The sequence below is a fragment of the Ramlibacter henchirensis genome, from assembly GCF_004682015.1.
Taxonomy (GTDB): Bacteria; Pseudomonadota; Gammaproteobacteria; order Burkholderiales; family Burkholderiaceae_C; genus Ramlibacter; species Ramlibacter henchirensis.
Window position 1 is genome coordinate 1919120 of sequence record NZ_SMLM01000001.1, and the last position, 12613, is coordinate 1931732.

At 68.3% G+C, this 12613-nt stretch carries 11 protein-coding genes and 1 pseudogene; 8 read left to right on the top strand and 4 right to left on the bottom strand.

Annotated elements, in window-relative coordinates; genetic code table 11:
* The first annotated feature begins 3 nt into the window (after positions 1-3).
* Together EZ313_RS09490 and EZ313_RS09495 are read left to right on the top strand one after the other, a co-directional pair.
* A complete protein-coding gene (locus EZ313_RS09490; protein WP_135262922.1) occupies positions 4-1224 on the top strand; it encodes a hypothetical protein in 1221 nt (406 codons plus the stop codon).
* 2 nt (positions 1225-1226) lie between these two features.
* Positions 1227-2198 (top strand): glycosyltransferase family 2 protein, encoded by a 972-nt coding sequence (locus EZ313_RS09495; protein WP_167772552.1) that lies wholly within the window; start codon positions 1227-1229, stop codon positions 2196-2198.
* Positions 2199-2342: 144 nt separating this feature from the next.
* On the opposite strand, the pseudogene EZ313_RS09500 reads toward EZ313_RS09495, so the two are convergent.
* A pseudogene (locus EZ313_RS09500) lies at positions 2343-4616 on the bottom strand (glycosyltransferase); the annotation flags it as partial.
* 172 nt (positions 4617-4788) lie between these two features.
* The gene (locus EZ313_RS09505) at positions 4789-5784 is read right to left on the bottom strand and encodes a glycosyltransferase family 9 protein (protein WP_135262925.1); all 996 of its coding nucleotides are present in this window, start codon (positions 5782-5784) and stop codon (positions 4789-4791) included.
* A gap of 72 nt (positions 5785-5856) precedes the next feature.
* Here EZ313_RS09505 and EZ313_RS09510 point away from each other — a divergent pair, with 72 nt between their 5' ends.
* Together EZ313_RS09510 and EZ313_RS09515 are read left to right on the top strand one after the other, a co-directional pair.
* A complete protein-coding gene (locus EZ313_RS09510; protein WP_205960352.1) occupies positions 5857-7035 on the top strand; it encodes a glycosyltransferase in 1179 nt (392 codons plus the stop codon).
* 41 nt (positions 7036-7076) lie between these two features.
* Complete coding sequence (locus tag EZ313_RS09515) at positions 7077-8690, top strand: PglL family O-oligosaccharyltransferase (protein ID WP_167772553.1); 1614 nt, start codon at positions 7077-7079, stop codon at positions 8688-8690.
* Here EZ313_RS09515 and moaC read toward each other — a convergent pair.
* Entirely contained in the window at positions 8681-9169 is a 489-nt protein-coding gene (gene moaC / locus EZ313_RS09520; RefSeq protein WP_135262927.1) for a cyclic pyranopterin monophosphate synthase MoaC, read from the bottom strand. The genes EZ313_RS09515 and moaC overlap by 10 nt on opposite strands.
* Positions 9170-9224: 55 nt before the next feature.
* Here moaC and tfpZ point away from each other — a divergent pair, with 55 nt between their 5' ends.
* Complete coding sequence (gene tfpZ / locus EZ313_RS09525; RefSeq protein ID WP_240788576.1) at positions 9225-9971, top strand: TfpX/TfpZ family type IV pilin accessory protein; 747 nt, start codon at positions 9225-9227, stop codon at positions 9969-9971.
* Positions 9968-11470 (top strand): M48 family metalloprotease, encoded by a 1503-nt coding sequence (locus EZ313_RS09530; RefSeq protein ID WP_420849285.1) that lies wholly within the window; start codon positions 9968-9970, stop codon positions 11468-11470. The genes tfpZ and EZ313_RS09530 overlap by 4 nt, the downstream gene beginning before the upstream one ends.
* On the opposite strand, the gene EZ313_RS09535 is transcribed toward EZ313_RS09530, so the two are convergent.
* Positions 11438-11791, bottom strand: coding sequence for a phage holin family protein (locus EZ313_RS09535; protein ID WP_135263629.1), 354 nt, complete (start codon positions 11789-11791; stop codon positions 11438-11440). The two genes, EZ313_RS09530 and EZ313_RS09535, sit on opposite strands and share 33 nt — an antisense overlap.
* Positions 11792-11870: 79 nt before the next feature.
* Here EZ313_RS09535 and EZ313_RS09540 point away from each other — a divergent pair, with 79 nt between their 5' ends.
* Positions 11871-12308, top strand: coding sequence for a DUF3717 domain-containing protein (locus EZ313_RS09540; RefSeq protein WP_135262929.1), 438 nt, complete (start codon positions 11871-11873; stop codon positions 12306-12308).
* Entirely contained in the window at positions 12308-12610 is a 303-nt protein-coding gene (locus tag EZ313_RS09545; RefSeq protein ID WP_135262930.1) for a DUF2007 domain-containing protein, read from the top strand. Before EZ313_RS09540 ends, EZ313_RS09545 begins: the two co-directional genes overlap by 1 nt.
* Positions 12611-12613 lie beyond the last annotated feature (3 nt).

Sequence of the window (12613 nt, forward strand, 5' to 3'; positions counted from 1 at the left end):
ATCATGCGCTTCCAACCGGACACCTGGCTTGAAACCTGGCTGCGCCCGGTGGCCATGGCCGCGCCGGACGCCAGTGTGTACGTCGAGATCATGGCCCCGGATTTCCGGTTCCTGTTCGCCTTGGTCTTGCTGGTGCTGCTGGGCGGGCTAGCCGTGCTCTCTCGCCGCCGCCGGAGCGTTCCTGCCGGACGCGAGGAGACGAGGCTCGCCACCAGGCCGGTCTTCGTGATGCTTCTGGCCCTGGCGGCGGTCTTTGTGCCGTGGCTCGCGACGACAGGGAACGGGCGGTACTTCGTGGTCGGGCTGTTGATGGTGGGACCGGTATGCATCGGGCTGACCCGCCTCTTGCCCGTCACGCGAGCACTCCGCCTGACCCTGGGTGCCGGCATGGTCGCTTGGCAAGCCTTCGCGGTACTGCAAAGCGCACCCTTGCAGGCGTGGACGTTTGTCCGATGGGAAGACGCCCCGTACTTTCACGTGGAAGTCCCGCTGGAATCGCGCGAACATCCCGCCACCTACGTGACGATGTCGGCGATCAGCTATTCGCTGGTGACTCCCCTGTTCCACCCTCAGTCGCGTTGGCTGAGTCTTCACAATGCGCCCGCTCTCGACAGCGGAGCACTGGATGCCCGACGGACGGAAGCTTTTCTCTCCGCTGCCCAGCCCGGGCGGCTGATGCTGCTCGCACCTGCCGTGGCCGGCATGCTGACGGACCAGCGCCTGCCGAACGTGAGGATCTCCAGGGTGCTGGATCAGCAGCTTGCCGCATACCGGCTGCGCATGGCGGATCCACAGGCCTGCCGGTTCCTGCCGTCCCGGTCGCTTGCGGAAATCGGCCTCGGCGAAAAGACGCCGGAGGAGCGTGCGCGAAGCGGGTTTTGGCTGTGTCATCTCTCCCGCGTCGAGGCGGGTGGTGCGCCGGCAAAGCGTCAAGACAGGCGTTACGACGCCGTGTTCAAGCTGCTGGAAGCGCAGTGCCCGCGCTTCTTCCCGGCAGGAGGCGATGGTGCGAGCGTGATGCTCGCCAACGGCGAGATGCGCAGCTACATGCAGGCCGAGATGAAGGCGTACGTCTTCGATAGCGGCGAGGTGCATTACAAGTACTACCGGGCCCTCAACCCCGTACTGGTCGGCACAGTTCGCGAACTGCTCGATGGCAAGGTCAAGCTCGATTGCAGCCATATCCGCGGCCGGTCGGGCCTGCCCTGGCAACGCGAGATCTAGCCGTGGATCGCGAACACGACCTTGCGACTTGCGTCGTCATCGTCAACTGGAACGGCTGGCGTGACACTATCGCCTGCCTGGAAAGCCTGTTGGCACTGGATGGGCCGCCGATGCGCCTGGTCGTGTGCGACAACGCGTCCACCGACGCGTCCGTGGCCGAGTTGGAGCGATGGCTGCAACGTCGGCTCGCATCGTGGCGGCGGGCGCAGGGCGAATCGGGCTGGATCGCCACTTCGTCGGGTGAGGGTGTACGGTCCGTCCACGTGCTTCGCTTGCCCACCAACCCGGGCTACGCGGGTGGCCTCAATGCCGGCATCCGCTGGGCGCGGGAGCGCTGGGCGTCGCGCAACTTCTGGCTTCTGAACAACGATGTGATTGCAGAACCAGGAGCACTCGAAGCCTTGGTCGCAGCCCACGGTGCCACGCCGCGCGCCGGCGTTTGTGGCTCGGTGCTCCTCGAATGGGACGAGCCGGAGCGAATCCAGGCGGTGGGGGGAATCTACCGCCGCTGGCTCGGTGTGGGCTGGCACGACAAGGAACTCCCGCAGCACGGCGGCGACGTGAGCTTGGCGCTCGATTACCCCGTCGGCGCTTCCATGTTCGTCACGGCCCAATACCTGGATGAAGTCGGCCTCATGGACCCGAGCTACTTCCTTTATTGCGAAGAGATGGATTGGGCGGAGCGGGGCCGGCGCCGGGGTTACCGGCCGCTCGTGGCGCTCCACAGCCGTCTGCGTCATAAGGAGGGGGCCAGCACGGGATCGCGCGGCGGTGTGCGGAACAAGTCGCTGCTGTCGGAGCGGTACGGCATCATCAATCGATTGCGGATCACGCGCAGATTCTGGCCGTGGTACCTCCCGCTGGTTTGGGCCAGCCTCCTGCTGGTCATCCTGGACCGGTCCTGGAACAGAGAATGGGCGCGCGCGACGCTCGTCCTCAGACTCATGACGTCCCCGCGGCAATGGATGAATTGAAGCCGCGTTGCTGGGGTCCCAAGCCCCGGCCGGTCATCGCCATCCTGCGCACGATGAGGAGATTCGGCGCCACGCATGTCTCCCCCTTTGCCCGGCACGTCGGGCAAGTGAGCGTGCCGATGCGCGCGCTGCTCCGCTCGCTTTTCAGGCACTCAGCCAGTCGCTGACGCGTTGCCGCCATCGGGTCGGCACGCTCTGCGCAACGCTGCTCAATACTGGGCGTGTGCGTACGTAATCAAGGACGGCCAAGAGCCGCAAGCGAGGCGTCATCCGCCGTCGGAACAGGAATGGCTCCAGGTCGGCCGCTCGGAGCGGCGCGTGCCGACCTGCAGCAGCGCCCAGGTTCAACAAGTAATCCCTGCCATAGCTCCAAGCCACTCGTTGCTGCGGAGGGCTGTCCTGGCAGCAAGACTGCCTCTCCGGGAGGGCGGGCGCGATCCCGGGCATGAAGTGCCGGTGGTGGATCGCGATGAAGTCATCCAGCCACTGCGTGGGGCTGGAGTTCCAAGGACGGATCCAGCTCCACGCGCGGCCTTGCACCCTCTCGGGGAAGGCGCCGAGGTCGGGGACGACGACCGGGAGCCCCGCCTTGAGGACGGCACTTAGCGTATAGCAGTAGGTTTCGGGCGACTGGGCCGGGAACCAGGCCAGGTCCGGATCGAGTTTCGCCAGCAGCTGCGCGAGATCCTCTTCCTCGTACTTGCCGTGCACCGTGAGGTAGGCGGATGGACGGGATCTCAGTGGCCGGTAAACGTGGCCCAGTACATGAAACTCGATGGGAGCTCGCCGTCGCGCCGCTTCGTGCGCGGTCGCCTCGAGCACGTCCGCGCCCTTGATGCGGCTGAGCGCCCCCACGACGACCACTCTGAGCGGCGCGTGTTGCGCGCGGACGGCAGGTTGCGGCTGCGGCAGATCGGCGTCGGGCGGAATGTCTGTATGGCCGACCACCACCACGCGAGCGCCGGGCGCGAACCCGCTGATGCGACGCGCTGCATCGTGGCTGGGCACGAAGACATGCCGTGCGCCGCGCAATAGCTCGGCATTTGCAGCGCGCCATTGCGCCACGGTGCCGGCTCCGCCCGGCGCAGCCATGTCGGGTGGGCAACAGCGGCACTGCCCGGCGGCGAGCTCGCCGACGTAGCGGTCGCGCCTGCCAGTGAGGGAAATCCACGTGCAATAACTGTAGTAGTCATGTGCGGTGAAGTCGTACGCCAGTCCAAGTACGCGCGGCAAGTCCCGGATCGAGGGGTCGTGGCCGATCAGGTGGTGGAAGTGGACATGCCGGACACCCAGCGCGCGCAAAACGTCGCAGAGCCTCTCGTATTGGTCCGGGAGCCGGAATGCCAATTCGAATTCTTCGGCGTCCCCGGCCAAGCGCAGAAGGACGCGCCTTCCCGAGGCCGGCGTGAGCACGAGGAAGATCGCCTGATCGGCAAGGTGCTTGGCCAGTTCGCCGACGTGGCGCATCGTGCCCCCCGACCGATCGTGGGTGACCGCCAGGACTACGGGCAGACCGCATTCCGTGATGCGCGCCACGTCCATGGCCAACCGTGCAGGCCGGGCGGGATCAGCCCGGATGAATGCCAGGATGTCGCCCTCGTAGTTCGGATGCAGCCGACGCATGGTCTGCATTGCAGCTTCTTCGCGGGGGCGCTTGCTGACTCCGAAGCTGACGCCTCCCGTGTGCAGAACGAAGGTGTCCAGCAGGTGGAGATTGCGCCAGCCCGCAGCGGCGGCCCTTTGACAGAAGTCGTTCTCCTCCCCGTAGCCCTTTCCGAAGTTTTCGGTGTCGAAAAGGCCGATCTCCTGCAAACAGTCCCGGCGGATGTACATGCAGAACCCTACCCCCGTCGGGACATCGATCACCAGACCCGGGTTGGTGCGCGCGCACAGGCCGTCCAGGCGCGCGGTGGTGTAACCGGCCGGCATGCGGTTGTCCCGGCAAAACCGGGGATAGCTGCAGATCGTGGCATTGGTCGAAAGGGGCGTCACCGAGGCAACGCGTGCGTCCCCGTAAGCTGCCGCGCGCATGCGGTCAAGCCAGTCATTCGCGACCTCGGTGTCGCTGTTGAGGAGCACGACGTCGCTGCTTGGGTTGAGCGCCATTCCCCGGTTCACAGTCCCGACGAACCCCAGGTTCTCTGAGTTTTCCAGAAGCACGATTCGGCGATCCGCGGCGGCCCGCTCGCGCAGCCATGCCGTGATTTCGGGGTCCGGACTGGCGTCGTTGATGACGACCAGCCGGTAAGGAGTGCACACGGGACTGGCCAGCACCGAATCGATACACAGTCGGGTGTCGGCCAAACCCCGGTACACGGGCACGATGACGTCCACCGGATTGGCGTTCGGTTGCACAGGGCGGGGCTGCAGGGCGGGCGCGGACCGGGCGCGTCCGACCAGACGGCCAAATTCGCGCTTGGGCGACGAAAAGAAAGAGGTCATGGATCGGAGGCGTGGCTGCATGTTGCGTGGCGACTGCCGCACACGGCGCGCCTGACAGGCTCGACAGGATAGTTTCGAAACCAAACGGCGCCCAGGAATAGCCCGCCCGCGTGTTGCGTTCCAGCCGGCAGCCGGGCGGCAGCCGCCTTCATGCGGGCTCCGCGGTGCATCTCATGAAAGGTGAAGGCAAGGACCTCTCCAGGATGTCCTCGACCGTCAGCGACTCGAAGAATCGGCCACGAGGCACGATCCCGAACAGCTCGTACCGCGGCTCATAGATGCCTTGATCGCCCCACACCCAGCTCGCCCCCGGCGGGCACTTGCGCATCGGATGCGTGGGCCCGAAGACGCCGGTGACCCGTCGGTTGACGGCCGCGGCCAAGTGCATCAGCCCCGTGTCGGTCGTGATCACCCGGGCGGCTTGGCGCAGGACCGCCGTGGCCTCGGCCAGGTTGGTGCGCCCACAAAGATTCGTTCGCCCCGAGCCCGCGAAGCGGTCGTAGTACCCGGCTTCGGAAGCCGATCCCACGAATGCGACCGGACTGCGCGCCGCGCAGGCTCGCACGAGTTCGCCGAACAAGCTGTCCGGCATCCGCCGCACCTGCGACTTCTCGTTGGCGTTGTCACCGCCGCTGTTGATCAGGACCACCGTGGCCGGGTCACAGGTGAACGCCGACAGCGCCGGGCCGTCCAGCGCGACGTCGTCCCTCGCGACAGGCCAACCTGCAGCCTCCAGCAAGTCCAGGTAGTAGTCGATCTCGTGCCGCAAGGCTGCGTACGGAGCCGTGTGCGTGAGCAACATCCCTTCGTGCGCACGACGGCGGAACCCGACGCGCATCGGCACCCGCGACACGCGCGCGAGCAGCGAGAAGATCCAGTGCTTGTCCAGCGTGAAGACGCAGTCGTAGCCGCGCAGCATCGGAAGCACCTCCGGCAGGCGGCGCGCCTGTCCGCCATAGAGGATGGATTCATCGAAACCGATCACCCGGTCGATGTGCGGATTGCCTGCGAGGATCGCCTTGCAGCGGTGGCCGGTAAGATAGTCGATCGATGCGCCCGGCAGCGCGCGGCGAAGTTGCCGCACGAGGGGCGTCGTCATCAGAATGTCGCCCAGCGCACCGATCTTCCAGAGCAGGATCTTCATCGCATTTGCCGCCGCACTATACGGCCGGGACTGTCGTTTTTTTGAGCGGGGCTGCTGCCCCGGTCTCGCGCAGTGAGCGTCACGGGCGCGCCGGCCGCCGCCGTCGTCCACGAGTGGCTCACGGACTGGGGCGGCTCCGAGGACGTCACCCGCGCCATGCTGGCCTGCCTGCCGCAGGCGCCGCTGTTCGCCACGATCGACTTCCTCGCGCCGCAGGACCGTGCCCGCCTGGGCCCGCGTGACATCCACACCACGTTCCTTCAGCGCGCGCCGGGCGTCCGCAAGCGCTTCTGGAACTACCTGCCCGTCACGGCGCTGGCGGTGGAGACGCACGACGTGCGCGCGGCGCAGCTGATCGTCTCCAGCTCGCATGCCTTCGCCAAGGGCGTGCTCACCACCGCCGAACAGCTGCACGTCAGTTACGTGCACTCGCCCATGCGGTACGCGTGGGACCTGCACCACGAGTACCTGGCGGATTACCGCCTGGACCGCGGCGCCAAGGGCCTGCTGGCGCGCTACATGTTCCATCGCCTGCGGCAGTGGGACCGCCAGACGGCCCACAACGTCGACCTGTTCCTGGCCAATTCGCAGCACGTGGCCCGGCGGATCTGGCGCGCGTACCGCCGGCCCGCCAAGGTGCTGCATCCGCCGGTGGCCATCGGCCGGTTCGCGTTCGAACCCCGCAAGGGCGACCACTACGTCACGGTGTCGCGGCTAGTCTCGTACAAGCGCATCGACCTCCTGCTGGAGGCGTTCCGCCGGATGCCGCAGCGCAAGCTGGTGGTGATCGGGGACGGCCCCGAGGCGCCGCGCCTGCGCGCCATGTGCCCTCCCAACGTCCAGATGCTCGGGTACCAGCCCGATGCCGTCGTGCAGCAGCACCTGGGCTCGGCCCGGGCCTTCCTGTTCGCCGCGCACGAGGACTTCGGCATCTCTCCGATCGAGGCTCAGGCCTGCGGCACTCCGGTCATCGCCTACGGTGTCGGTGGCTCGCGCGAGACCGTGCGAGACCTGCGCAGCGTCACCTCGCCGACCGGCCTGCTGTTCGACGACCAGACGCCCGAAAGCGTGGCGGCCGCCGTGGAAGCCTTTGATGCGGCTTCCATCGATCCGCATGCCTGCCGCGAGTGGGCGGAAAGGTTCGATGAGCGGCACTTCCGCGAGGGCTTCGCCTTGCTGCTGGACCAAGCCTGGTCGGCGTGGTCGCGGGCCCCGGACTCGGTGGAACCCGCCCTCTTCTCCACCCGTTGAACGCTGCTGCTCCACGCCTGTCCGCGCCGCAGATGTGGCGAGTGCACGCGGCCACCGTGCTGGCCGCCCTGCCCTGGCTCAATCCCTTTGCCCATGGGCCGATCAGCGCCGCCGTGCCCTGGCTGACCAGCCTGGTCGTCGGCCTTGCGCTGTGGACGCTGGCGCTGCGCAGCAGCGCGAGACCGCCTTGGCGGCTCGCCTGGGCCCTCGCGCCGATCCTGATCTGGGCCTGGCTGCGCCAGCTGCCGCTGCAGCAGGAGACGGTGTTCCTCGCAGGAGGTCTGGCCCTGTTCTTGGTCGGCGCCGCGATCGCCCGCGACGACCATGTGAGTCGGGGAGTGTGCAGTGGGCTGCTGCTGGCCGCTTTGCTGACGGCGCTCTTCGGACTGCTGCAGTACTTCGGGCTCTCCGCCCCGTTCTCGCCCTGGATGAATGCCGCGGATGCAGGGGAAGCCTATGGCAACCTGCGGCAGCCGAACCAGTACGCGTCGCTGTGCTGGCTCGGCATGGCGGTGCTGCTCTGGGGGGCGCACCGCCTGCCCCGGGGGGTGGCGTTCGCCTTGGCCGCACTCCTCGCGATCGGCAGCGCCGCGTCGGTGTCGCGCACCGGGATGCTGCAGGGGCTCGTGCTGACGGTGCTGTCGGCCGCGTGGCCGGGGCCGCAGCGCCGCTTCCGGCTGCAGCTGTGCGCGGTGGCGGCCCTGGCCTATTTCGGCGCGACGCTCATGCTGCCCTTCGCCCTGCAAGCGGCCACCGGCGCCTTGCCGGCCCGAACACTGTGGGGCCGCATCGGTGGAGGCGAAAGCTGCAGCAGCCGCCTCGTGCTGTGGTCCAACGTGCTGCACCTCATCGCCGTCAAGCCCTGGGCCGGGTGGGGTTGGGGTGAGCTGGATTTCGCGCACTTCATGACGCTCTACCCGGGAGAGCGCTTCTGCGACATCCTGGACAACGCCCACAGCCTGCCGCTGCACCTGGCCGTGGAGTTGGGCGTCCCGGCGGCGCTGGCCATCTGCCTGGGCGGGGCCTGGTGGATCCTGGCGCAGCGCCCCTGGAAGGAGCGGGACCCGCGCAAGCAACTGGCGTGGGCGCTGCTCGCGGTCATCCTGCTCCACAGCCTGCTCGAATACCCGCTCTGGTACGGGCCGTTCCAGCTCGCGACCGGGGCGGCGTTGGGTTGGCTGCTCGCATCGTCCGAACCCTCGCCGGCGATTGCAGCGCGCAGGTTTCCTGCGGCCGCGGCGCTGATCGTCGCTTTGTTCGTCGCGGCCGGCTACGCGGCCTGGGACTACGTCCGAATCAGCCAGATCTACCTGCAGCCCGCACAGCGCAGCGCCCGGTGGAGCGCTGACCCGCTGGGGCATGCACGGCGTTCCTTTCTTTTCGGGAAGCAGGCGCGGTTCGCCGAACTTGTCCTGGCGGACCTGAGCCGGGAGAACGCCGAGCGCATGTACAGGCTGTCATCGGAGCTGCTGCACTATTCGCCGGAGCCGCGCGTGATCGAGTGGCTGATCGAGAGCGCCACGATGACCGGCCGGGAGCAGGAGGCCGTGCTGCACCTGGCGCGGTACAAGGCCGCCTTTCCCACCGACTATGCCGCGTGGCGGCAATTGCAGGGCCGCATGCCGCCGCCTGCGGCCCGCAACCGTCAGGGCTGAACGAAGCTCCCCGACTTGCCCCCGTGCTTTTCCAGCAGCATCACGTCCCTGATCGTCATGCCGCGGTCCACCGCCTTGCACATGTCGTAAATGGTGAGCAACGCGACCTGCACGGCGGTCAGCGCTTCCATCTCCACTCCGGTGGGGCCGACCGTTTCGACCGTGGCGATGCAAGTGACCGCCGGGCGGATGTCGCCCCGGCCCTCCTCGGATGAAAACTCGACCGCCACCCGGGTCAGCGCCAACGGATGGCACAAAGGGATCAACTCGCTCGTCTTCTTCGCGCCCTGGATCCCGGCGATGCGGGCCACGCCCAGAACGTCGCCTTTTCGCGCCGTGCCCGTCTGGATCAGCTCAAGCGTCCCCGGTAGCATCTCGATCCGGCCGCGAGCCACCGCCTTGCGATGGGTCGCGGCCTTCCCGGCCACGTCCACCATGTGGGCCTGGCCCTGTTCATCAAAGTGCGTGAGTTCACCCATGAATCAACCATCTTCTGCCGTTCTTTCCCATGATACGGCCGCCGCGGGCTGGCCCATGCGTGTGCGCGCTGCGCTCGTGCACCTGGGGATCAGCCTGCTCGTGGCGACCGCGGTCGCGATCCTGGTGTTCGCGATCTGGTACCCGTACCCGTACCGCGAAGTCTCTGGAGGCCGCGACCTCTTCCTGCTGATCATCTCGGTCGACGTCGTCCTCGGGCCGCTGCTCACGCTGGCGGTCTTCAACATCCGCAAGCCGCGCGCCGAAATGCGCCGCGACATCGCGGTGGTCGCCCTGCTGCAACTGGCCGGATTGGGCTACGGCCTATGGACCGTCCAACAGGCCCGCCCGGTGCACCTGGTCTTCGAGATCGATCGCTTCCGCGTCGTGCACCGCGTGGACGTTCCGCCGGAGCTGGAGGCGAAAGCGCCGGCAGGAATCGACGTGGCCCCGCTCGGCGCACCCACGCCGCTATCGATCCGCACCTTCCGCAACGAGAATGAAAACATGGAGATGACCATGGCCGCGTTGCAAGGCGTGCAGCTCGCCGCCAGGCCCGACCTGTGGGAACCTTATGCCGACGGCAGGGATCGCATCCTGCGTGCCGCCCGTCCCGCCGCCGACCTGCTCAAGCGGTTCCCGAACGAGCAGGGCCTCGTGCAACAAGCCGCGCAGCGGGCCGGCCGTCCACTGGGCCAACTGGCGTTCCTGCCGCTGATCGCCCGCAAGGCGGAAGGCTGGACCGTACTGCTGGACGCGCGCACGGCCGAGATCGTCGACTACCTGCCCCTGGATTCCTTTTGAAGTTGACACCCGTTCGCCGAGCCGCCGTCGCCCTCCTGGCGGCGGCGCTGCTGGGTCCGCCACCCGCGCTGGCCCAGCTCCCGACGCTCGGCGACGCCGAAATGAGCACCTCCGCCGAGCGTCGCCTCGGCGAGAAGATCGCCCGCGAGCTCTACCGCGACCCCGACTACATCGACGACCCGGTTCTGGTCGAGTACGTGCGGGCGATCTGGGAGCCTCTGCTGCAGGCCGCGCGCTCGCGCGGGGAGCTGACATCCGAGCTGGACGAGCGCTTCGCCTGGCAGGTGCTGCTGGGCAAGGACCGCAGCGTCAACGCGTTCGCCCTGCCCGGCGGCTGGCTGGGGCTGCACCTCGGGCTGGTGAGCGTGACGACGACGCGCGATGAGCTGGCGTCCGTCCTCGCGCACGAATTGAGCCACGTGACGCAGCGGCACATCTCGCGGCTGGTCAACCAGGAAAAGCGGCAGGCGCCGCTGATGATCGCCGCGATGATCCTGGGCGCGCTGGCGGCCCGCAAGAACTCGGACGCGGCCAACGCCGTGCTCAGCGGCAGCCAGGCGGTGGCGGTGCAGAACCAGCTCAATTTTTCGCGCGAGATGGAGCGAGAGGCCGACCGCGTGGGCTACGGCGTGCTCACGCAGGCCGGCTTCGACCCCGCCGGGTTCGTGTCCATGTTCGAGAAGCTGCAGCAGGCCTCGCGCCTGAACGACAGCGGCGCCTACCCCTACCTGCGAACCCACCCGATGACGACGGAGCGCAGCGCGGACCTGCAGGCACGGCTGCAACTCACCTCGCGCGAGCGCACCGACGTCTCCTCGCCCGCGGCCCTGGAGCATGCGTTGATGGCGGCGCGTGCGCGTGTGCTCTCCAGCGGCGGAGTCGACGGGCAGCGGGCGCTCCTGTCCGAAGCGGCCAGCCTGCAGGCCGGTGCGCCGTCACTTCGCCGCGCGGCCGCGCTCTATGCCGGCAGCCTCGCGGCCTCGCGCATGCGTGACACCGGCCTCGCCGTGACGTACGCGCAGCGGCTGCTCGACGAGCAGCGCGAGGTTCCGGCCGCGGCTCGCCAGGCCCGCCTGCTCCTTGCCGAAGTGTCCCTGGCGGGCGGGCGCACCGAACGCGCGCTGACGCTGCTGGATGCTGTCTCGCGTTCACGTCCGGAGCTGCTGCTGCGCGCCCAGGCGCGACTGGCGTCCGGCGGCGCGAGCGAAGTCGCGCAATTGCTGCAGTCCTGGGTGGCGACGCAGCCGCGGGATGCGATGGCCTGGCAGGTGCTCGCCGCCGCTTACCACTCGCAGGGGCAGACGCTGCGAGCCGTCCGCGCGGAGGCGGAGGCGCAGGTCGCGCTTCTCGATTACGCGGCGGCGGTGGACCGGCTCAAGGCCGCACAGGACCTGATGCGCCGGGGCGCCGCAAGCGGCGACCACATCGAGGCGTCGATCATCGACACCCGCACGCGGCAGGTGGAATCACTTCTTCGGGAACAGGCGCTCGAGCGCTGAATCGATCACCACGCCGATGGCGGAGTAGATCACCGAGCCCACCAGGGCCGGCAGGAACCCCTTGACGTTGAAGCCCTCGAGCACGGTGGCCGCGGCCCAGAACATCAGGGCGTTGATCACGAAGAGGAAAAGCCCCAGCGTCAGCACCGTGACGGGTAGCGTGAGCACCACCAGCGCGGGCCGCACCACCATGTTGAACAGGCCGATCACGAAGGCGGCGACCAGGGCCGCGGTGAAGTTCCGGACCTCGACCCCGGTGTACACGTAGGCCACGAAGAGCAGCGCCATCGCGCTGAGCAGCCACTTGGTGATCAGCTTCATCGCGGCCGAGGATAGCATCGGGTTCGCCTCGCCCGCGCTGCCGACGAGCCGGGGCTATCATGCCTGCCCACCCGCAGCCATGGCCGGAATCCACATCACCGACATCGAGTCCGCCATCAACTGGTGGCGCGATCGCGCGCCCTCGCCCGACGGGGTGACGCTGGCGCCGCAGCTGCGCGCCTTGGCGGAGGTGTATGCGCTGATGGTGTACTACCACGAGGACGAGGCCGACGAGCGCGGCTTCCCGCCCGCGGCCTATGCCGCCTGGAAGGCGTGGTACGACAGCACGCCCGACACGCCGTGCATCGCCATCTGCTCCACCAGCCAGGGCGACGAGATCTGCAAGGGATGCGGGCGCACCTTCGAGGAAGTGCAGCTCTGGCCGGAGATGAGCCCCGCGGCGAAGCGGCAGACCTGGCGGCGCATCACACTGCAGGGCAACGCCTGGCGCTTCAACCGCTACGCCGAGCGCGCCGCCGAGAAAGCGGCGCCGGGCCAGAAAAAAGAGCAGGGCTGATGCTGCGCCTGGCCCGCGCCCCCAACATCGCGATCGCGACGCTGTGGGCCGACATGCTCCGCCAGGCGGGCTACGACGCTTCGGTCCAGCGCTATTTCCTCGGCGCTGCCGCCGGCGAACTGCCGCCCGACCAGTGCCTGCCCGAGGTCTGGATCTCCGACAGCGCGCAGGAGGCGGGCGCGCGCGAGCTGCTGCACCAGCTGCAGTCCGCGCCGCAGCGGCGCTGGGCCTGCGCGTGCGGCGAGATCGTGGAAGGCGGGTTCGAGAGCTGCTGGAACTGCGGCCGGCCGATGCCGGCCTGAGGC

Coding starts and splice junctions, on each gene's coding strand:
- EZ313_RS09490 (WP_135262922.1), top strand. CDS start 4: ATGCGCTTCCAACCGGACACCTGGCTTGAAACCTGGCTGCGCCCGGTG.
- EZ313_RS09505 (WP_135262925.1), bottom strand. CDS start 5,784: ATGAAGATCCTGCTCTGGAAGATCGGTGCGCTGGGCGACATTCTGATG.
- EZ313_RS09540 (WP_135262929.1), top strand. CDS start 11,871: ATGGCCGGAATCCACATCACCGACATCGAGTCCGCCATCAACTGGTGG.
- EZ313_RS09545 (WP_135262930.1), top strand. CDS start 12,308: ATGCTGCGCCTGGCCCGCGCCCCCAACATCGCGATCGCGACGCTGTGG.
- EZ313_RS09535 (WP_135263629.1), bottom strand. CDS start 11,791: ATGAAGCTGATCACCAAGTGGCTGCTCAGCGCGATGGCGCTGCTCTTC.
- moaC (WP_135262927.1), bottom strand. CDS start 9,169: ATGGGTGAACTCACGCACTTTGATGAACAGGGCCAGGCCCACATGGTG.
- tfpZ (WP_240788576.1), top strand. CDS start 9,225: ATGCGTGTGCGCGCTGCGCTCGTGCACCTGGGGATCAGCCTGCTCGTG.